Source organism: Actinomadura formosensis NBRC 14204, from assembly GCF_001552155.1.
In the GTDB taxonomy this organism is placed as follows: Bacteria; Actinomycetota; Actinomycetes; order Streptosporangiales; family Streptosporangiaceae; genus Spirillospora; species Spirillospora formosensis.
On record NZ_BCQQ01000134.1, the window covers coordinates 1 to 18,151 of the forward strand.

Here is an 18,151-nt window from a genome sequence, read left to right on the forward strand (position 1 = left end):
GGTGGTGCAGGGCGGTGGCGTGCAGGGCGGCGTAGGCGTCGCGGGCGGCGGTGGCCTGTCCGGTTTCGCCGAGGCTGGTGGCGGCTTTGAACAGGACGCCATGGCCGCCGGTGTCGGGGTGCCACAGTGCTGTCTGGGCGGCGCGGGTCAGCGCGGTGGTGTTGGCCCGCAGGATTTGACCGAACTCGTCCCGCTCTACCTGCGGCCACACCGCCAGCAGGGCGTCGGCGGCAACGTCGGCGAGTGCGGTGAACGACTCCGGGCCCCGGTCGGGGTGGGTGGCGAGCGCTTCGCGGGTGGCGCGCTGAACGAGCTGGTGGACGCGGACCTCGCGGTGGACGGCGGCGCGGTCGTGGTCGATCAGGCTGTGCCGGTGCAGCACCCGCAGCGCCTCATCGACCATCTCACCGCTCACCTCGGAGTCCTGGTGCGCGGGGTGCGCCGTTTGCTCGGGCAGGGAACCGGTCAGGTAGTCCAGCGCGGGCGGGCTGGACAGGGCCGTCTGGGGGATGCCGGCCGAATCCAGCACACTGGCCAGTTGCAGGACCGGCCGGGCCAGGCCGACCGGTTCAGCACGGTCGGCCTGGTCGATGGACAACTCCCAGGTCGCCGCGACGATGCGTTCATGGTCGTCGGGCAGCTCGTCACCCGAGGGCAGTGCGCGGGCGAGCAGACGGGTGGCGAGCCGTTCCCGGTAGGAGGCGATGGTGATGTCGGCATTGAGGATGTAGGTCGCGGCCTGCGCCAACGCCAGGGGCAGGTGCCCCAGATCGTCGGCCAGCGCCTCGACTTCTCCGGCATCGGTGGCGCGGGTGCCGAGTTTGGCCTGCAGGTAGGAGCAGGCCTCCCCGGTGGTGAAGGTGTTAACGGTGACCATGCGGCGGTCGGCCCTCTCAAGCGCGGCATGGCGGAGCCGGGTGGTGACCACCACCTGCCCGCTGGCCGCCGACGTGGCCGCCGGCGGCCACAACCCCCCCAGGTCACCGGGGCTGCGGACGTCATCGAGCACCACCAGCCACCAGCACTGGGTCGTCGTCTCCGCCCAGGCTAAGAACTCCCGCGCCGACCGGTCCGGGTCCTGCCGGTCGGCCAGCGGCAGACCGAGCCGGACCGCGGTGTCGGCGTAGGCGGAGACCACCCCATCGCGGGTGGCGGCGTTCACCCACACCAGCACCCCCACCCCCTGCTGCCAGGCATGCCGCGCATAGGCGGCCGCCAGCTGGGTCTTGCCGACCCCGCCCATCCCCGCCAGCACCTGTGTCAGCTCTCGGTCGTCCTGCTGGGTGAGCACCACCGTGCCGTCCTGCTCGGCCGCCCGCTCCAACCGGCCCGCCACGGCCCGGTCCTGGAAACAGTCCGCCGCCCGGGGCACCACCCCCACCCGGACCTGCTCCCACACCACCGGCGCACCGGCAGGGTGCGCTCGGGGAGGGCGTCCGCCCCGGCCACGCCGCTCCTCGCGCGCCTGCTGCCACACCTGCTGCCACCACGCATCGGACCCGGTCACAAACGCCGGGGTCCGCTGCCGGGCCTGGCCGCGCAAGAAGGTGACCAGCCAGGCCGCGATCGCCGGACTCTTGGGGACGTTCTTACCGCCCAGCCAATCGCTCGATGACGATGTCGACACCTTCAACGGCGGCTTCTGCGCGGCGGCCTGCCGCTCGATCATCTCACCCGTCGGCTTGCCCGCCGCCTCCCACAACGCCCGTAACGCGGCCGCCCACACCCCGGTCGCATTCAGCGGCTCACCCATCCACCGGCCCCCTTCCGGATCCGGACCGTAAACCGTCCGGGAAACCCAATCCGTCCGTCATCTCCCAGGCCACCAGCCTGCCCCGCCCCACCACCCGAACGTAGTCGAAACCGGAAAACCCACCGGACAAGCCTCATCGACGGCACCAGGCCACCGGCACACCAAGCCGAGGCCGCCGCCGAAAGGCCCACGCCATGCCGCACCACAACCGCAACCACCCGCACCGCGACCGCCTGCACCGCGACCGCCTGCACCGGCTCGCCCGCACCGCCGCCCAAGCCGCCTTCCGCGGCGCCGCCACCGCCGCCGGCGCCGCGCCGATCCAGCTGGCCATCTGGTGGATCACCCACAAGTAGCCCACCCCACGCAACACCACAACGTCCTCTGCACACCCACAGCCGTCGGGGCGTGCAGAGGACTTCGGGTATTCGTGCAGACGACTTCGGAAATCGACACTAGAAGCATCGCGTACTACTCGGGACGGCCGTCGAGAGGGCGCCCGGCGAGACCGCGTCCGCGGTGTGGGGCGGCGACAACCAGCTCGATGACGGAGAACTTCGCGGCGTTCACGACCTCTGATGGCGAAGTGGAGCCGGAGACGTCCCGCCACCGGCTGATGTAGTCCGCGCTCAGACTTCCCAGTAACCGAGCGTTTTCGGTTGGGCGGTGGCCTGTCACGGACTGCTCCGGCTGGCTAGGGTCGCCCCTATGACCCAGAATCTCGAAGTGCACGTGACAGCGGGCAGCCGAGAGGAAGCCGAGAAGGTCGTCAAGGCCGCAGTCGAAGGACGGGCGGCGGCTTGCGCCCAGATCAGCGGGCCGATCACCTCGACCTACTGGTGGCAAGGCAAGCTGGAGAACGACGAGGAGTACCTAGTCGTCATGAAGACGACCGAGGAACGGCTTGACGAGCTGGTGAGCACAGTGAAGGCGGCCCACTCGTACGACACCCCTGAGATCGTCGCGGTGCCGATCATCGGCGGGCTTGGTGACTACCTGACGTGGATCAAACAAGAGACGGCGGAGCCGTCCTCGGACGAGTAGAGGCGTACTCAGCCCGGAACTCCCGAACTGACGGAGCCTTTGAACCGGCGAACTCACCTGCGACCTGGTCTAGGCGGTCCCACCCAAGTGGGGCCGCCATGGCGGTGGTCGCTTCGAGGGATCGCTGAGCGCGCCGGACGGCCTCCGTTACGTCCCCGAGCCGGTAGTGGGCCAAGGCCATGTCCGCCTCAACGACGCACAACTTCTTGATCTCCGTCTCCGGGTTCAGGAAGGCCGCCACCCGTGCACTGGCCCCCAGCGCCCGGTCCTCTTCCCCGATCCGGGAATAGACGGAGAGCCTTAGCGAGGCGAACCGAGCCGAGTCAACGAAGCACGTCCAGGGTCGGGCATTGATGTCCGCGCCCGCGTAGACCTCTTCGGCCTCTCGGATGGCCTCAAAGGCTGTCTTCCGATCTCCAAGGAGGGCTGCCTCTTCGCCTTTACGAGCCAGAAGCCACGCTCTCGTGGCCAGGTCAGCGTCCCCGAGCTGTTCTAGGGCATTGGTGGCCAGAGCCACACCCGCGGAATGGTTACCACCTGTCATGTACGTCTGATAGCCGGTCATACAGGCAGCGGATGCAACGTCCTGAGCTTCCTTGGCTGCGAAGCCGACAAGACGGGCATGGTCCTCGGTACGCCGACGGTCACCCAGTTCCCACGAAAACCACGCGGCGAGCACAGCGGACTCCCCGGCCATCCTGGCGAGCCTCCTCCGCACATCGTCCGATCGGGTCGTCTCCAGAAGAGCGCTGATCTCGCAGAGGTGGGTCAACAAGGCCGGGTAGAGCTTCCGAGCCGGCCAGTGTTCCTCAAGCCTGTGGAATCCTCGGGTCCGGTCCTCCAGGTGCTTAACGGCTGTGTCGTCGGGGCGATAGCTGCCGGTGAGCGCCCTGATAAGGCGCTCGGCGGGTTCGAGGGCGACAGTGCCCGTCGCTGCCACGGCGGCGAGCTGGAGCAGTGTTCGTCGGTCCACGCGCTGGTTGAGCCTTCCTACTGCCCAGGCGAGTAGAAGCGGGTCGACCTGGGCCTCGCTGGGGTCGGGGCTGAACAAATCAGCATATTTCGCGAAGAGCCGCCGGTACAGCTCGGCGTAGACAGGACCGGCCGGGTCACCGTTCTCATGGGCACGTATCCGCCTGACCATCGACGCGGGTGAGGGGAGTTGGGCGCGCTCTTGGGGAGTCGCCACCTCTCGCAGCCTCTTCGCCAGATGACCTTGTGACCAGATCTTGCGATCACGGAGCAACCGAATCTGTCCGGACAGCTCGTCACGCTCTTCATAATCGGCCATTAATCGACCTCGTCCATTTGCCTCACCTGGTCGGCTTCCGCTCACATCCGCTCACGTCCTCCAGTGTCCTCTAGTCACCGTGTCTTGTGCAGTGATTTCTTCGAGTGACGGACAGAACGAAAGCCAGCGGCGTAACGCCACACTCCAGGGACAGGCGATGACATCCGCGACATTCCATGAACGGAGGTGTTCACCTCCAGCTTCCTGGCAATACCGACCACAGTCGACATTGCCCGAAATTTCGCAAAGCTGGTGGCTATCAAATGGGGTTATACGGCAGATAAGGACGACAACGTGTTCCTGGTCGTCCCTGAGTTGGTCACTAACTCGAGTCGTGCGACCAAGCACACCGAGATCTGGCTGACCCTCACCGAGCACGTCCTCGGACGCATCACGATCGAGGTCTGGGGCGAGTCCCCAGAGCTCCGCTGGCACCAGGGTCGGGAGGAGAGGTCTCACGACGCCGGCGACCCCGATGGAGCGGCCGAGAAGATCGCGGCCCTCTGCCACCGGCTGGTGGGGCCTGCATTTCGCGAGCAAGAAGCAGAGCAGCCATAGGACAAGGCGGCCCCGGCCGGTGCGTGAACACCGGGGTCCGGGGCCTTGATCCGACGATGGAGGTCGGACCCATGGGAAATGTTACGGGCAAGCCGCTGGAGGAGTTGGCGGCGCAGCTCCGGCGGCGAGGGTGCCGGGCGCTGGTGGACGGGGAGACGCTGGCCGTTTCGCTCGGTGCGCGGGGTGAGCGGGTGATCGCGTGCGACGGCCGGCGGTTCCGGTGGGGCGGGGAGCGCGGGCACGTGCTCGGCGAGGTCGGGCGCGAGGGCGCGGCGGCGGAGCGGGCGGTGCTCCTGCTACGGCAGATCGGGCGGTGGTCGTGATGGACGGCTGCACGGGGAGCGCGGGCGTCGTGTCCGCCGGGGCCCTGGACATGACGTGCCTGGCGGCGCTGACGGTTCCGGGGCAGGTGCGCGCCCTGGTGGAGTTGCGGCTTGCGGAGTGGGGGCTGGCCGGGGTCGGCGACGACGTGGCGCTGATCGCCAGTGAGCTGGTCACCAACGCCGTCCGTTGCGCGCCGGAGCGAGAGATCCGGGTGAGGTTCACGCGAGAGCTGGGCGCGGTGCTGCTGGCGGTGTGGGACTCCTCGGACGCCCGCCCGGTGCGCAAGCGTGTGCTGGGGGCGGCGGACGAGCACGCGGCCCCGGACGCTGAGGCGCTGAACCCCGGGCACGACGACGGGACGGGCGGCCATGGGCTGCCGATCGTTGAGGCGCTCTCGGAGAAATGCGGGGTGACACCGACCCGGCCGCACGGCAAATGGGTGTGGTCGCGATACGCCACGATCGGGCCGGCCCCCGGCCCCACCGGAGGCGCCGTCACGGACGCCCGTGTGCCGGCGCCCCGGTCCTGAACCCCACGGCCCCGGGACGGATGGGTGTGTGGCCCTTGGGCCTCCGGAGGGGGACGCACCCGGGGTGGATGACCTCCCGGGGCCGTGGTTTCCATCGGCCCGGCCTGTTGCGGGTCGCGGCCGTCCACACCGAAGGCCCCTCGTCCAAGAGGGGCCACCGACAGGCGGCCGGCCGGTCGCCAGGAAGGAAAAGCGATGAGCACACCGACGATCGAGCGGCTTGACTCGCTCGACCTCGTGACGCATTCGCCGGACGGCGAGTCGCGCGGGCTGGCGTTCCGGGTCGGGGACATCTTCCCCATGGACCCGGGCCTGGACCAGGCGTCCCAGATGGACGCCACCGCGACCGAGGCGCGGCCCTGGGGGCTGCGGTTCCTGGTGGTGCCCCGCGCGGGCAGGCACGAGAAGGACACCAAGAAGTACACGACCGGCGGCTCCGGCGACAGCCAAGGCCCCGAGGACGAGGGGACCGACTGACCAATGACGGTCCTGATGCTGGCGCACGACACTGACGAGGTGGCCGGGCAGGTCGCCGCCGAGCTGAGAACACGCGGCACCGAAGTCGCACGGCTGAACCCGTCGGCCTTCCCGTCCCGGCTGACGATGGGTGCCCGCCTGCGCGATTCAGGTACTTGGGGTGGCCTCATCAGCGGCGAGGACGGGCCAGAAGTCGAACTGGCCGGTATCAGGGCGGTATGGCAGCGCAGGGCCTCCCCGTTCGTGATGGACGAGCGCATGTCTTCCCCCGAGCGCGCGTTCGCCTACGGGGAGGCCCGGCGCGGGTTCGGAGGGGTGTTGACCTCGCTGGCCTGTTGCCTGTGGGTCAACGACCCGGTGGCAGCGGCCCGCGCGGCTTACAAGCCGCTCCAGCTCGCGCAGGCCGCCGAGGTCGGCCTGGCGGTCCCGGCGACTCTGATCACCTCGGAGCCGCGGACCGCGTACAACTGGGCGAAGGAGCTGAGAAGGCCGATCGTCTACAAGCCCATGAACGGGGTCGCTCATGCCGATGAGGGCCAAGTCCGCGTCGTCTTCACCGCCCCGGTCGCCGACCTGGAAAGCCTGCTCGATCCGGCGTTCGGTCTGACGGCTCAGATGCTCCAGGAGCGCGTCCCGAAGGCGTTCGAGGCGCGGGTGACCGTTGTCGGCTCCGAGATGTTCGCCGTCCGGATCGACGCCGGGAGCACGGCGGCTCAGGAGGACTGGCGGTCCGACTACGACGCTCTGTCCTACAGCATCATCGAGTTGCCGCCCGATCTTCGAGCCAAGCTGCTAAAGCTGATGGCTCGGCTCGGACTGGTCTACGGGGCATTCGACCTCATCCACGACACCTCTGGCCGGTGGGTGTTCCTGGAAGTCAATCAGGGCGGCGAGTTCGGGTGGATCGCCGATGAAACCGGACTTCCGATCTACTCGGCGATAGCCGACCTACTGGAGAAGGCACATGACGAGCACTGATGAACTGGCCGATCTTCTGGGGGTCGGCAACGAGTGGCGCACGGCGATGCGCGCAGTTCCTCGCGAACTCTTCGTGCCCCCTACCGCACTCGCCGGTCCCGAGACGGGCGGGCTCTACCCCATCGACCGAGAGGCCCGGCCCGACGAGTGGTGGAAGGCCGTCTACTCCGACGCCTCGATCGTGACCCAGCGGGACGACGGTAAAGGCGATCCCCTCGACGTCCAGACCGGGTTCGCGACAAGCTCGCTTTCGGCGCCAGGCATCGCCTTCCGGTTCCTGGAACTGCTGGCGCCTCGCGACTTGGACAACGTCCTAGAGATCGGTACGGGAACCGGATACACCGCCGCGCTCTTGTCCGTGCGCGTTGGAGAGCAGAACGTAACCAGCGTGGAAGTGGACGCCGAGGTCGCTCAACAGGCCATCACTAACCTCGCGAAAGCAGGCTTCGCACCGCACGTGGTCATCGGAGACGGCGCCGCCGGGTTCCTCGGCGACGCGCCTTATGACCGCGTCCATGCGACGGTCGCCGTCGCAGAAATCCCCTACACATGGGTAGAACAGACCCGACCCGGCGGAGTCATCGTCGCCCCCTGGCAGCCCTTGCGTGGACACGGTCTGATGACTCGGCTTACCGCGATCGGCGATGTGGCCCACGGACGGTTCCATGGACCGGCCGGGTACATGATGCTGCGTTCACATCGCGCCGAGTTGATCTGGCAAGCTCGCCACCTGGACGACGCCGACAGGTCGGGGACCATGCTGGACCCCCGGACCGTCTCCGAAGCCGGGCCGGGCCTTCAACTCGCCGTTGTGGACCTGGCCCCCGGCCTGGCGTACTGGGAGAAGCACCACGACGACGGGGCGTTCTCGCTACTGCTGTTCGAGGTCGGGCGGCCGGGAGGATCGTGGGCCGCCTGCGACTGGGAACCGGGCAACAGACTCTACGAAGTCCTCCAGTACGGCGAGCGCCGTCTGTGGGACGAGTTGGAGGACGCCTTCGAGTGGTGGGTGCGGCATGACGGTCCCGGCGTCGACCGGTTCGGGCTGACCGTCACCCCCGAGGGCGACAGGCTGTGGCTGGACGAGCCGGCCCGCCTGGTGTGACCGGACGCGAACGAGCCCCGGACCGGCCTGGTCCGGGGCTCGTGCTGCGCGTGCGGTGTCAGATGAGGCCGAGCTTGCGGACTGCGTCGCGCTCCTCCGACAGCTCGTTCACCGAGGCGTCGATGCGGGCGCGGGAGAAGTCGTCGATCTCCAGGCCCTGGACGATCTCCCACTTGCCGTCCTTCGTGGTGACCGGGAAGGACGAGATCAGGCCCTCGGGGACGCCGTAGGAGCCGTCCGACACGACCGCCATGGACGTCCAGTCGCCGTCGGCGGTGCCGTTCACCCAGGTGTGGATGTGGTTGAGCGCGGCGGACGCGGCCGACGCCGCCGACGACGCGCCGCGCGCCTCGATGATCGCGGCGCCGCGCTTGGCGACGGTCGGGATGAAGTCGTTCTCCAGCCAGTTCTGGTCGTTCACCGTCTCGGCGGCGTTCTTGCCGGCGATCTCGGCGTGGAAGATGTCCGGGTACTGGGTCGCGGAGTGGTTGCCCCAGATCGTCATCTTCTTGATGTCGGCGACGGACACGCCCGCCTTCTTCGACAGCTGGGCGAGGGCCCGGTTGTGGTCGAGGCGCGTCATCGCGGTGAAGCGCTCGGCGGGGACGTCCGGCGCGTGCGCCTGCGCGATCAGCGCGTTGGTGTTGGCCGGGTTGCCGACCACCAGGACCTTGATGTCGTCCGCCGCGCCGGCGTTGATCGCCTCGCCCTGCGGCTTGAAGATGCCGCCGTTGGCCTCCAGCAGGTCACCGCGCTCCATGCCCTTCGTGCGCGGCCGGGCGCCGACGAGCAGCGCGACGTTGGCCCCCTCGAACGCCTTGGTCGCGTCGTCGAAGATGTCGATGCCGGACAGCAGCGGGAACGCGCAGTCGTCCAGCTCCATCGCGGTGCCCTCGGCGGCCTTCACCGCCTGCGGAATCTCCAGCAGCCGCAGGCGTACGGGCACGTCCGCGCCGAGGAGGTGGCCGGCCGCGATGCGGAACAGCAGCGCGTAGCCGATCTGGCCCGCGGCGCCGGTAACGGTGACGTTGACTGGGGTGCGCGTCATTGTCCTTCTTCTCCTGCAGTGACCTGACGGGGCTCAGGCGGCCATCCTTCCGACCCCGACCGCCCAGAGTCCCCCTGCGGCCGATACGGCGCGGGTTCTCTCGCCGTCGAGATACTTCCGGGCTCAGGCTATCGCGCACCCCCTACCCGCCGGCGCGCAGGTGCACCCACCCGTCCCCGAACATGTGGAAGGCCGCCCCGGACGGATCCGGGACGGCCCTCGAAGACTCGGCGAATCAGCCGTTGATCTTCTTCTGGAGGTTGGTGTCCAGGGCCTCCAGGAACTCCTGCGTCGTCAGGAACGGCGTGTCCTTGCCGACCAGCAGGGCCAGGTCCTTGGTCATCTGGCCGCTCTCGACCGTCTCGACGCAGACCTGCTCCAGCTTGCGGGCGAAGTCGATGACCTCGGGCTGGCCGTCGAGCTTGCCGCGGTGCTCCAGGCCCCGGGTCCAGGCGAAGATCGACGCGATGGGGTTGGTCGACGTCGGCTTGCCCTGCTGGTGCTGCCGGTAGTGCCGGGTCACGGTGCCGTGCGCGGCCTCGGCCTCGACGGTCTTGCCGTCCGGGGTCATGAGGACGGACGTCATCAGGCCGAGCGAGCCGAAGCCCTGGGCCAGGGTGTCGGACTGGACGTCGCCGTCGTAGTTCTTGGCCGCCCAGACGAAGCCGCCGTCCCACTTGAGCGCGGCGGCGACCATGTCGTCGATGAGCCGGTGCTCGTAGGTGAGGCCCTTGGACTCGAAGTCGGCCTTGAACTCCGACTCGTAGACCTCCTGGAAGATGTCCTTGAAGCGGCCGTCGTAGGCCTTGAGGATCGTGTTCTTCGTGGAGAGGTACAGCGGCATCCGGCGCTCAAGGGCGTAGCGCATCGTCGCCCGCGCGAAGTCGCGGATCGAGTCGTCGAAGTTGTACATGCCCATGGCGACGCCGCCGCCGGGGAACTGCGCGACCTCGAACTCCATCGGCTCGGCGCCGTCGTCGGGCGTGTAGGTGATCGTCACCTTGCCGGGGCCCGGGACCACGAAGTCGGTGGCGCGGTACTGGTCGCCGTGCGCGTGCCGGCCGATGATGATCGGCTTGGTCCAGCCGGGGACGAGCCGGGGGATGTTGGAGCAGATGATCGGCTCACGGAACACCACGCCGCCCAGGATGTTGCGGATCGTCCCGTTCGGGGACCGCCACATCTTCTTCAGGCCGAACTCCTCGACGCGCGCCTCGTCGGGGGTGATGGTCGCGCACTTGACGCCGACGCCGTACTGCTTGATGGCGTTGGCGGCGTCGATCGTGACCTGGTCGTCCGTGGCGTCACGGTGCTCCATCCCCAGGTCGTAGTACTTCAGGTCCACATCGAGGTAGGGCAGGATCAACTGGTCCTTGATGAATTTCCAGATGATCCGCGTCATTTCGTCGCCGTCGAGTTCGACGACCGGGCCCGCTACTTTGATCTTGGGCATACTTGTGCTGTCCCTTTCCTACACCTGGCCAGCAGTCCTTGTAAGGCTCAACTGGCAAGGCTAGCCGAGGCCGTTACGCGGTCTAGACCTGACCTGGCCTCGCGCTCCGCCACCTGGGACGACGTGTCAGCCCGGGGACCGCTTCCGGGACGGCGAGGAGCGCCCGGTGAGCAGGAGGCGGCCGCCGCGGACCGCCATCGTGAGGGCGATCAGGACGCCGAACGCGCCCGCGAGGATCAGACCGGTCTTGTTCATCGGCGGGACGCTCAGCGACACGAACGCCACCATCTCGCCGAGGATCACGAGCGTCCAGCAGTCGACGGAGCGGCTGCGGACGGCGAGCGGGCCGAGCTGCGACTCCGGCAGCAGCAGCCGGGCGAGCGCGCCGATCAGCAGCGCGGCGGCCATCAGGCCGGAGCCCTTGCGGAAGTAGTTGAAGGCGCACAGGGTCAGCCCGGCACCGACCCCGCTGAGCACGAGGAGATACGGCAGTTGCACGAGCCAGTGCGGCGCGGCGTCCCCGCGGCGCGGCGCCTTCCGCCTGCGCCGGTGCACCTGAGTGCTCATGGCCCTCACGGTATCGCCCCTCGGACGGGGGGACGACATCGCCGCGACGGTCCGCCTTGTCGTCCCACGCCTGGAATGACCGCGCTACGGACGGTGTCCGGGTGATGCCGAAGTGGCCGGAATCCCTTACGCCATCGGTGCTACTCGCCAGTAGGAGGGTGTGACGGCACCACGCCCGGGTAACCCGGCAGACAGGGGTCGCTAACTAGCTGGGAGGACTGCCGTGGAGGGGCCGTTCATGCGGATCGAGGACAGCGGGCTGGTGATGCCGCTGCGCCCCGACGTTACAACGGTCGGGAGAGGGAGAGGAGTCGATATCCGCCTCGACGACCCGAGTGTGTCCCGATTGCACGCAGAGATCGTCCGACGCGGTCCGTACGTCTACGTGGTGGACATGGGACTGTCCCGCAACGGGACGCGCGTCAACGGCCGGCCGATCGCCCGCCGTGTCCTGGAGGACGGTGACGTCGTGAGCTTCGGCACGGCGCGCTGCCGGTTGGGGGGCATCCCCCGTGAGGAGGTCGACCCGGACGTCGAACTGCGGCGCGCCGTCGCGCCCGAGCTCACCCGCCGCGAGGTCGACGTGCTGACCTCGCTGTGCCGTCCCGCCCTGTCCGACGAGGCGTTCGTGGCCCCCGCCACGGCGCGCGACATCGCCGGCGAACTGGTGGTGACGGAGGCCGCGGTCAAGCAGCATCTACTGCGTCTCTACCAGAAGTTCCGGATTCCCGAGGGCGCCAACCGGCGCACCCGGCTCGCCAACGAGGTCATCGCGATGGGCCTCGTCCGCCCGCTGCCGCCGGTGCACGTCCCCCACCAGGGCCGTCCGCCGATGGACGGCCGGGTCTCCGGCGTGCGGGGCACGACGGAGACGCGCCGGCCGGGCTCGCCGGGCCACGGACACGGGCCGGGACGTCCGGCACCGAGCACCGCGGGACGGAGGGCCAGCTGAGGTGAACCTGCGGTCGCCCTCACGGCAGCGCGAGCACGAGGGCGATCGCTGAACCCTCCAGGACGGGCCGCGTAAGTGACGGCGCGGCACCGGCCGGAGCAACGGGTACGGGGCCGCCACCCGGGTGCTGGGTGGCGGCCCCGACCACGTCTCGGGCGCCCCCGTCAGGCGCTCTGCTCGGCGGCCTCGACGACGTTGGCGAGCAGCATGGCGCGGGTCATCGGGCCGACGCCGCCGGGGTTGGGCGCGACCCATCCGGCGACCTCGCGGACGTCGGCGGCGACGTCGCCCGTGAGCTTGCCGTCCACCCGGGACACGCCCACGTCGAGGACGGCGGCGCCCGGCTTGACCATGTCGGCGGTGATGAGCCCGGGAACGCCGGCGGCGGCCACGACGATGTCGGCCCGGCGGGTGTGCGCGGCCAGGTCACGGGTGGCGGTGTGGCAGAGGGTGACGGTCGCGTTCTCGGTGCGGCGGGTCAGCAGCAGGCCGAGCGAACGCCCGACCGTGATGCCGCGGCCGACGACGGTGACCTCGGCGCCCTTGAGCGGGACGCCGAAGTGCCGCAGCAGTTCGACGATCCCCTTCGGGGTGCACGGCAGCGGCCCAGGCTGCATCAGGACGAGCCGGCCGAGGTTCGTCGGGTGCAGCCCGTCGGCGTCCTTGTCGGGGTCGATGCGTTCCAGCACGCGCTGCTCGTCCAGGCCCTTCGGCAGCGGAAGCTGGACGATGTAGCCGGTGCAGGCGGGGTCGGCGTTCAGTTCGGCGACGGCCCGCTCCACGTCGTCCTGGGTGGCGGTGGCGGGCAGGTCGCGGCGGATGCTCTGGATGCCGACCTCGGCGCAGTCCCGGTGCTTCATGCCGACGTAGGCGTGGCTGCCCGGGTCGTCGCCCACCAGCACCGTGCCGAGCCCCACGGTGACGCCGCGGTCACGAAGCGCCTCGACGCGGCCCTTGAGGTTCGAGCGGATCTCGGCGGCCGTGGCCTTGCCGTCAAGGATCTGTGCCGTCATGCGTACCTCCGCGTGTCGCCAAGGGCCCGCAGGACCGAGCCCGGCTCAAGGTCCCGTCCACCCAGGCGCGCGGTGTCCGGACTGTCGTTCGCTCCCCGGTGGTGCCCCACCTTGCCGCGCCAGTCACGTGAACCCCATGGTAGCGGCGGGGTGCGCCGGCCCTTCGAGCGCTAGTCCTCCGAGCGCTGCCGCCAGGCGATCACGCGGTCGGTGCCGTGCCAGCCGAGCCGCGCGGCGAGGACCGCGGCCAGGAAGGCGGCGATCAGCCCGATCAGCTGCCGGGACTCCATCAGCAGCGCGTCGGCCTGGTACACCGACCTCAGCATGAGGGCAATCAGCACGTCCATCGCGCCTCCATCAGCGGAATGCCCGCGCCGGGGTCAGGGGGTCACGATGGGCGCGGTCGGGCAGAGGGTACCCGACCGGACAGCGCGGGAAATCCGGCCGCAAACCCGGTGCGGCGGTGTTCTACGCCACACCGGGCCCCGCGCCGGTCAGTGGAAGAAGTGCCGGACGCCGGTGAAGTACAGGCTGACCCCGGCCTTCTCCGCCGCCTCGATCACCTTGTCGTCGTTGACGGAACCGCCCGGCTGGACGATCGCCCGGACGCCCGCCTCGGCGAGCACCTCCAGGCCGTCCGGGAACGGGAAGAACGCGTCGGACGCGCCCACGGCGGACGCGGCCCGCTCCGCGCCGGCCCGCGCGACCGCGAGCTTGGCGGAGTCGACCCGGTTGACCTGGCCCATGCCGACGCCGACGGTCGCGCCGCCCGCGGCCAGCAGGATCGCGTTCGACTTGACCGAGCGGATCGCCCGCCACGCGAACGCCAGGTCGCGGAGCGTCGCCTCGTCCGCGGCCGGGCCGGTCTTCAGCTCCCAGGTGGACGGGTCGTCGCCGGACGCGTCCACCCGGTCGACGTCCTGCAGCAGGACGCCGCCGTCGATGCGCCGGTACTCGGTCGCGCCCGCCGGGGCGTCCGGGCAGACCAGCAGCCGGACGTTCTTGAACCGGTTCTTCAGCACGGTGACGGCCTCGTCCTCGAAGGACGGGGCGACGACCACCTCGGCGAAGCTCTCGGTGACCTGCCGGGCCATGTCCGCGGTGACCGGGCGGTTCGCCGCGATCACGCCGCCGTAGGCGGACACGGGGTCGCAGGCGTGCGCCTTGCGGTGCGCCTCGGCGATGTCCGCGCCGACCGCGATGCCGCACGGGTTGGCGTGCTTGATGATCGCGACGCAGGGCTCGGTGAAGTCGTGGGCGGCGCGGCGGGCGGCGTCGGTGTCCACGTAGTTGTTGTAGGACATCTCCTTGCCGTACAGCTGCTCCGCGCCGGCCAGGCCGGTCTCGCCGGCCGCGCGGTACAGGGCCGCGCGCTGGTGCGGGTTCTCGCCGTAGCGGAGCGTGGCCGAACGCTCCCAGGTGACGCCGAGGAAGTCGGGCCACCGCGTCTCGGCGGCGGTCTCGTCGGGGGCGTAGGTGCTCGCGAACCAGGAGGCCACGGCCACGTCGTAGGACGCGGTGTGCGCGAACGCCAGCGCGGCGAGGCGGCGGCGCTCGTCCAGGGTGAAACCGCCGGCCCGCACCGCGTCGAGGACCGTCCCGTAGGCGGACGGGTCGACGACGACGGAGACGCTCGCGTGGTTCTTCGCGGCGGCGCGCACCATGGTCGGGCCGCCGATGTCGATCTGCTCGACGCACTCGTCGGGCTTGGCGCCCGAGTTCACGGTGTCGGCGAACGGGTACAGGTTCGCGACCACCAGGTCGAACGGTTCGACGTGCAGGTCTTCGAGCTGCTGGAGGTGGTCCTGTTTGCGGCGGTCGGCGAGCAGGCCCGCGTGCACCTTCGGGTGCAGGGTCTTGACCCGTCCGTCCAGGCACTCGGGGAACCCGGTGAGCTTCTCCACCTTCATCACCGGGACGCCGGCGGCGGAGATCCGGCCCGCCGTGGACCCGGTCGAGACGATCTCCACTCCCGCCTCGTGCAGGCCCCGGGCCAGCTCCTCCAGCCCGGTCTTGTCGTACACGCTGATCAGCGCGCGCTTAATCGCCACCCGACTCACCGGCCGAGCTCCCCTCTTGATCGGACGAATCACCACAGGTCCTGCTCTTCAACGAGACCCGCCTGCCGCGCGTGGTCCAGCCGTCGCGGGCGAGCCGTCCGACGACGCCGACGAGGAGCCGGCGTTCCACCCGCTTGATGCGCTCGTGCAGGGAGTCTTCGTCGTCGTCCCCGCCCACGGGGACGGTCTCCTGGGCGATGACGGGTCCGGTGTCCACGCCTTCGTCGACGAAGTGAACCGTACAGCCCGTGACCTTCACGCCGTACGCCAGGGCGTCCCGAACGGCGTGCGCGCCCGGGAACGAGGGGAGCAGCGCCGGATGGGTGTTGACCGTCCGGCCGCCGAACCGCGCGAGGAAACGCGGGCCGAGGATCTTCATGAAGCCGGCGGAGACGACGAGGTCGGGCTCGTGCTTCGCGACGGCCTCGGTCAGGGCCGCGTCCCAGTCGTCCCGAGACGGATAATCTGGGATACAAACCGTGAAAGTGGGCAAACCCACACGTTCTGCGCGCTCGGTTCCCCCGATATCCGGGCGATCGGCCCCCACGGCCACGACTTTCGCCCCGTAGGCTGGATCCGCGCACGCGTCGAGCAGCGCTTGTAGGTTGGTCCCCGCACCGGAGACGAGGACGACGAGCCGGGCGGACACCATGACTCCCTGCTGGACGTTGACGGGGTTGTGCGGCCGTTACGAAGCCTATCGGCCGCCTCGACGCCGCTTCACCGCAGAGCACACCACCCCCGGTCAGGAGGAGACGAACGTGAGCGAGCAGCAGGGCCGCGAGGTCCGGCCCGAAGACCGCCCGGACGGGCGGCCGGCGGGGCAGCCGCCCGCGGGACCGCGGACGCGGCAGACCGGCCTGCGGGCCCTGTGGCTCGGCGGCACCGCCCTGCTGACCGTGTTCTTCTTCTACCCGCTCAGCCTGGTGCTGGGCGTCGCCGCGCTCGTCGCCGGGGTCAAGGCCCGCCGGGAGGCGCGCCAGGCCAGGGACGTCGCCCCCGGCGCCGTCCAGGGCATGGTGCTGGGCGCCGTCGGCCTGGGGCTCTCGCTGGCGGCGGTGACGACGACGGCGGTCCTGTGGACCGAGTGGAGCGGCTACCAGAAGTGCGTCAGCACGGCCAACACGCACCTCGACAAGCAGTCGTGCCGCGACGAGTACTACCCGAAGATCGAGAAGAAGCTCGACCTGCCCGCGGGCACCATGGACAAGTACGGGATCCTGCTCTAGCTCCCGCTCCGCCCGTCCCGCTCGGGCTCTTCCCGCAGGACGTAGATCGCGCCGCCCCGGTTCTCGGTGCGTCCCGGGTCCGTGCGCGGCGGCGGGACGGCCCCCGGCGGCTCCCCGGGCCCGGGGCGCGGCTCGGCCACGATCTCGTCCGCGATGTGGCCTTCGAGGACGACCGTGCCGGCACCCGGGGGCGGCGGGGCCGGTTCCGGATCGGTCCGCTCCCCGTCCGGATCGGGCGGCGCCTCCCCCCGGCGGCGGGGCCGCCGGGGGGCGAGGACGGGGTCGGCCTCCTCGAACTCCACCGGATCGGGCGCATGCGGGGCCTTCGGCGCCGGCTCCCTCCGCTCGCGCAGCTCCCGCAGGTCGTAGTCGCCGGGGACGGGCGCCCCCAGCGGCACGGTCGCGGGCTCCGGACGGGCGGGCCTCCCGGCGCGCCGCTCCGGCATCCCCGGTTCCTGCGCCTTCCCCGGCTTCTTCGGCCCCCTCGGCCCCCTCGGCTCCTTCGGCTTCCTCGGGGCCTTCGCGCGGGCCGGACGCCGCAGCACCATCCAGTTCGCCACCCACGCCGCGATCGCCGCCGCGATCCCCACCTCCAGGGCCGCGAGCAGCCCCACCTGCCAGGCGGACGGCCCCACGGTCGCCATCCGCCCGCCGCCGAGCGGCCCGCCGGACAGCGCGCTCAGCAGCGCCGCCACCACGCCGGTCAGCGCGCCCGACACGAACCCCCACAGCGGCGCGCCCTCCGACACCGGGCTCGGCAGCGACCTGATCGTGAGGACGCCGCCGACCGCGCCCGCGACGAACGGCGCGGCCAGCGCGAGCAGCGACAGCGCGGGCGCCGGCCCCGGCTGCGGCAGCGCGGCGAGCGGCGGGAACGCCGGGACGACGTCCAGGACCACCCCGGTCGGGGAGACGCTCGTCCCGGCACCGACCGAGAACCCCGCCCCGACCGCGTACGCCATCCCCCAGATGACCGCGTTCGGCAGGAACGCCAGCTCGACCAGCAGCAGCAGGACGCCGCCGACGACGCCGGGCGCGAGCACCCGGTACAGGTTGTCGGCGTCCGGCATGTGCATCGCGAGGGCCGCGGCCACGAGCACCGCACCCGACGCGAGCAGCACGCCGAGCGCCCCCGCGACCCCGATCACCAGCGAACGCAGCCGTTCGGGCAGCAGCCGCAGCAGCGCGCCGAGCCCGGACCGGACCCGCCGTCCGCGCGCCTCGGCCGCCACCTGCGCGGCGACCACGGCCCGCGCGGCGCCGAGGCCGCCCGCGATGACGGCGACGAGGAAGCAGGCGACGAGCGCCTGCCACACCGACGGCCGCACCTCCCGCGCCGACGCCGCGATCGCGAGCAGCGCGGCCAGCCCGGCGTACGGGGCGGCCTGCGCGACCGCGACGTGCACGACCGCGACGCGGGGACGGTGCCGCAGCCCCGCCACCCGGATCATCCACCCGCCGCCCCGGTACAGCAGCGCACCGGGCAGGACGAGGACGCCGAGCGGCAGCAGCCCGACGCGTCCCTGCCCGTAGGAGAAGCCCGCGTGGTGGGACACGAGCCAGAAGTTCACGGCCGTCCGGAACACGCCGGCCAGGCCGTGGCCGAGCGCGGTCTTCGGCGCCGCGATCCACCCGATCAGCGTGATCGTGGTGAGCACCGCGAGCCCGATCCCGACGCACCACAGCGCGGCGACCAGCCCGGTCACATACAGCGGCCGGGCCGCGGCGGGGGCCGGCGGGCGCCGCGCCGCGTGCTGCGCACGCGCCCGC

20 protein-coding genes and 1 riboswitch are annotated in these 18,151 nt (G+C 70.7%); of the genes, 10 read left to right on the top strand and 10 right to left on the bottom strand.

Annotated features, from left to right (window positions below; all coding sequences use genetic code 11):
* A partial coding sequence (locus tag AF1_RS27025) for an NB-ARC domain-containing protein (RefSeq protein ID WP_255218840.1) occupies window positions 1–1,753 on the bottom strand: 1,753 nt, incomplete at its 3' end.
* A gap of 194 nt (window positions 1,754–1,947) precedes the next feature.
* Here AF1_RS27025 and AF1_RS34840 point away from each other — a divergent pair.
* Complete coding sequence (locus tag AF1_RS34840) at window positions 1,948–2,109, top strand: hypothetical protein (protein ID WP_157419305.1); 162 nt, start codon at window positions 1,948–1,950, stop codon at window positions 2,107–2,109.
* Window positions 2,110–2,461: 352 nt separating this feature from the next.
* Complete coding sequence (cutA, locus tag AF1_RS27030) at window positions 2,462–2,797, top strand: divalent-cation tolerance protein CutA (protein ID WP_067805272.1); 336 nt, start codon at window positions 2,462–2,464, stop codon at window positions 2,795–2,797.
* Here the strand turns inward: cutA and AF1_RS27035 are convergent.
* Window positions 2,760–4,088, bottom strand: coding sequence for a hypothetical protein (locus AF1_RS27035; protein ID WP_067805275.1), 1,329 nt, complete (start codon window positions 4,086–4,088; stop codon window positions 2,760–2,762). The genes cutA and AF1_RS27035 overlap by 38 nt on opposite strands.
* 186 nt (window positions 4,089–4,274) lie before the next feature.
* On the opposite strand from AF1_RS27035, the gene AF1_RS27040 reads away from it, so the two are divergent.
* The 6 genes from AF1_RS27040 to AF1_RS27065 all read left to right on the top strand — a co-directional run bounded on the left by AF1_RS27040 (window position 4,275) and on the right by AF1_RS27065 (window position 8,059).
* Window positions 4,275–4,646 carry a hypothetical protein gene (locus AF1_RS27040; protein ID WP_067805277.1) on the top strand — a complete coding sequence of 124 codons (372 nt, stop codon included), beginning with the start codon at window positions 4,275–4,277 and terminating at the stop codon, window positions 4,644–4,646.
* Between the two features lie 71 nt (window positions 4,647–4,717).
* Window positions 4,718–4,969, top strand: coding sequence for a hypothetical protein (locus tag AF1_RS27045; protein WP_067805280.1), 252 nt, complete (start codon window positions 4,718–4,720; stop codon window positions 4,967–4,969).
* The gene (locus AF1_RS27050) at window positions 4,969–5,499 is read left to right on the top strand and encodes an ATP-binding protein (protein WP_131732724.1); all 531 of its coding nucleotides are present in this window, start codon (window positions 4,969–4,971) and stop codon (window positions 5,497–5,499) included. The genes AF1_RS27045 and AF1_RS27050 overlap by 1 nt, the downstream gene beginning before the upstream one ends.
* A gap of 195 nt (window positions 5,500–5,694) precedes the next feature.
* A complete protein-coding gene (locus AF1_RS27055) occupies window positions 5,695–5,976 on the top strand; it encodes a hypothetical protein (RefSeq protein ID WP_067805290.1) in 282 nt (93 codons plus the stop codon).
* Between the two features lie 15 nt (window positions 5,977–5,991).
* Window positions 5,992–6,954 carry an MvdC/MvdD family ATP grasp protein gene (locus AF1_RS27060; protein WP_255218841.1) on the top strand — a complete coding sequence of 321 codons (963 nt, stop codon included), beginning with the start codon at window positions 5,992–5,994 and terminating at the stop codon, window positions 6,952–6,954.
* A complete protein-coding gene (locus tag AF1_RS27065; RefSeq protein ID WP_067805299.1) occupies window positions 6,941–8,059 on the top strand; it encodes a methyltransferase domain-containing protein in 1,119 nt (372 codons plus the stop codon). Before AF1_RS27060 ends, AF1_RS27065 begins: the two co-directional genes overlap by 14 nt.
* Before the next feature lie 58 nt (window positions 8,060–8,117).
* Here the strand turns inward: AF1_RS27065 and AF1_RS27070 are convergent, their stop codons facing one another.
* From AF1_RS27070 to AF1_RS27080, 3 genes are all read right to left on the bottom strand, one after another.
* A complete protein-coding gene (locus tag AF1_RS27070; protein ID WP_067805303.1) occupies window positions 8,118–9,107 on the bottom strand; it encodes a malate dehydrogenase in 990 nt (329 codons plus the stop codon).
* 235 nt (window positions 9,108–9,342) lie between these two features.
* Window positions 9,343–10,560, bottom strand: coding sequence for an NADP-dependent isocitrate dehydrogenase (locus AF1_RS27075; RefSeq protein WP_067805307.1), 1,218 nt, complete (start codon window positions 10,558–10,560; stop codon window positions 9,343–9,345).
* Window positions 10,561–10,686: 126 nt separating this feature from the next.
* Window positions 10,687–11,127 carry a DUF3017 domain-containing protein gene (locus AF1_RS27080; protein WP_084263384.1) on the bottom strand — a complete coding sequence of 147 codons (441 nt, stop codon included), beginning with the start codon at window positions 11,125–11,127 and terminating at the stop codon, window positions 10,687–10,689.
* 223 nt (window positions 11,128–11,350) lie between these two features.
* On the opposite strand from AF1_RS27080, the gene AF1_RS27085 reads away from it, so the two are divergent.
* Window positions 11,351–12,079 (top strand): FHA domain-containing protein, encoded by a 729-nt coding sequence (locus tag AF1_RS27085; RefSeq protein WP_067805312.1) that lies wholly within the window; start codon window positions 11,351–11,353, stop codon window positions 12,077–12,079.
* Between the two features lie 164 nt (window positions 12,080–12,243).
* On the opposite strand, the gene AF1_RS27090 is transcribed toward AF1_RS27085, so the two are convergent.
* The 4 genes from AF1_RS27090 to purN all read right to left on the bottom strand — a co-directional run bounded on the left by AF1_RS27090 (window position 12,244) and on the right by purN (window position 15,804).
* Window positions 12,244–13,092: a bifunctional methylenetetrahydrofolate dehydrogenase/methenyltetrahydrofolate cyclohydrolase gene (locus tag AF1_RS27090; RefSeq protein WP_067805315.1), complete on the bottom strand. Its 849-nt coding sequence runs from the start codon at window positions 13,090–13,092 to the stop codon at window positions 12,244–12,246.
* Window positions 13,093–13,144: 52 nt separating this feature from the next.
* A riboswitch (ZMP/ZTP riboswitch) is annotated at window positions 13,145–13,229 on the bottom strand.
* Between the two features lie 33 nt (window positions 13,230–13,262).
* Window positions 13,263–13,439 (bottom strand): hypothetical protein, encoded by a 177-nt coding sequence (locus tag AF1_RS34845; RefSeq protein WP_157419307.1) that lies wholly within the window; start codon window positions 13,437–13,439, stop codon window positions 13,263–13,265.
* Between the two features lie 147 nt (window positions 13,440–13,586).
* Window positions 13,587–15,152 carry a bifunctional phosphoribosylaminoimidazolecarboxamide formyltransferase/IMP cyclohydrolase gene (gene purH, locus AF1_RS27095; protein WP_067805318.1) on the bottom strand — a complete coding sequence of 522 codons (1,566 nt, stop codon included), beginning with the start codon at window positions 15,150–15,152 and terminating at the stop codon, window positions 13,587–13,589.
* Complete coding sequence (gene purN / locus AF1_RS27100) at window positions 15,133–15,804, bottom strand: phosphoribosylglycinamide formyltransferase (RefSeq protein ID WP_067805321.1); 672 nt, start codon at window positions 15,802–15,804, stop codon at window positions 15,133–15,135. The genes purH and purN overlap by 20 nt, the downstream gene beginning before the upstream one ends.
* A gap of 109 nt (window positions 15,805–15,913) precedes the next feature.
* Here purN and AF1_RS27105 point away from each other — a divergent pair, with 109 nt between their 5' ends.
* A complete protein-coding gene (locus tag AF1_RS27105) occupies window positions 15,914–16,381 on the top strand; it encodes a DUF4190 domain-containing protein (protein ID WP_067805324.1) in 468 nt (155 codons plus the stop codon).
* On the opposite strand, the gene AF1_RS35385 is transcribed toward AF1_RS27105, so the two are convergent.
* Window positions 16,378–18,151, bottom strand: a 1,774-nt coding sequence (locus tag AF1_RS35385) for a cell division protein PerM (protein ID WP_255218842.1), incomplete at its 5' end; no start/stop codon positions are given. The genes AF1_RS27105 and AF1_RS35385 overlap by 4 nt on opposite strands.

Bases quoted from the DNA above. Each gene is read 5' to 3' on its own strand.
- AF1_RS27075 (WP_067805307.1), bottom strand. From the start codon at position 10,560: ATGCCCAAGATCAAAGTAGCGGGCCCGGTCGTCGAACTCGACGGCGAC.
- AF1_RS27070 (WP_067805303.1), bottom strand. From the start codon at position 9,107: ATGACGCGCACCCCAGTCAACGTCACCGTTACCGGCGCCGCGGGCCAG.
- AF1_RS27050 (WP_131732724.1), top strand. From the start codon at position 4,969: ATGGACGGCTGCACGGGGAGCGCGGGCGTCGTGTCCGCCGGGGCCCTG.
- purN (WP_067805321.1), bottom strand. From the start codon at position 15,804: ATGGTGTCCGCCCGGCTCGTCGTCCTCGTCTCCGGTGCGGGGACCAAC.
- AF1_RS27060 (WP_255218841.1), top strand. From the start codon at position 5,992: ATGCTGGCGCACGACACTGACGAGGTGGCCGGGCAGGTCGCCGCCGAG.
- AF1_RS27065 (WP_067805299.1), top strand. From the start codon at position 6,941: ATGACGAGCACTGATGAACTGGCCGATCTTCTGGGGGTCGGCAACGAG.
- cutA (WP_067805272.1), top strand. From the start codon at position 2,462: ATGACCCAGAATCTCGAAGTGCACGTGACAGCGGGCAGCCGAGAGGAA.
- AF1_RS34845 (WP_157419307.1), bottom strand. From the start codon at position 13,439: ATGGACGTGCTGATTGCCCTCATGCTGAGGTCGGTGTACCAGGCCGAC.
- AF1_RS27035 (WP_067805275.1), bottom strand. From the start codon at position 4,088: ATGGCCGATTATGAAGAGCGTGACGAGCTGTCCGGACAGATTCGGTTG.
- AF1_RS27055 (WP_067805290.1), top strand. From the start codon at position 5,695: ATGAGCACACCGACGATCGAGCGGCTTGACTCGCTCGACCTCGTGACG.
- AF1_RS27045 (WP_067805280.1), top strand. From the start codon at position 4,718: ATGGGAAATGTTACGGGCAAGCCGCTGGAGGAGTTGGCGGCGCAGCTC.
- AF1_RS27080 (WP_084263384.1), bottom strand. From the start codon at position 11,127: ATGAGCACTCAGGTGCACCGGCGCAGGCGGAAGGCGCCGCGCCGCGGG.
- AF1_RS27090 (WP_067805315.1), bottom strand. From the start codon at position 13,092: ATGACGGCACAGATCCTTGACGGCAAGGCCACGGCCGCCGAGATCCGC.
- AF1_RS34840 (WP_157419305.1), top strand. From the start codon at position 1,948: ATGCCGCACCACAACCGCAACCACCCGCACCGCGACCGCCTGCACCGC.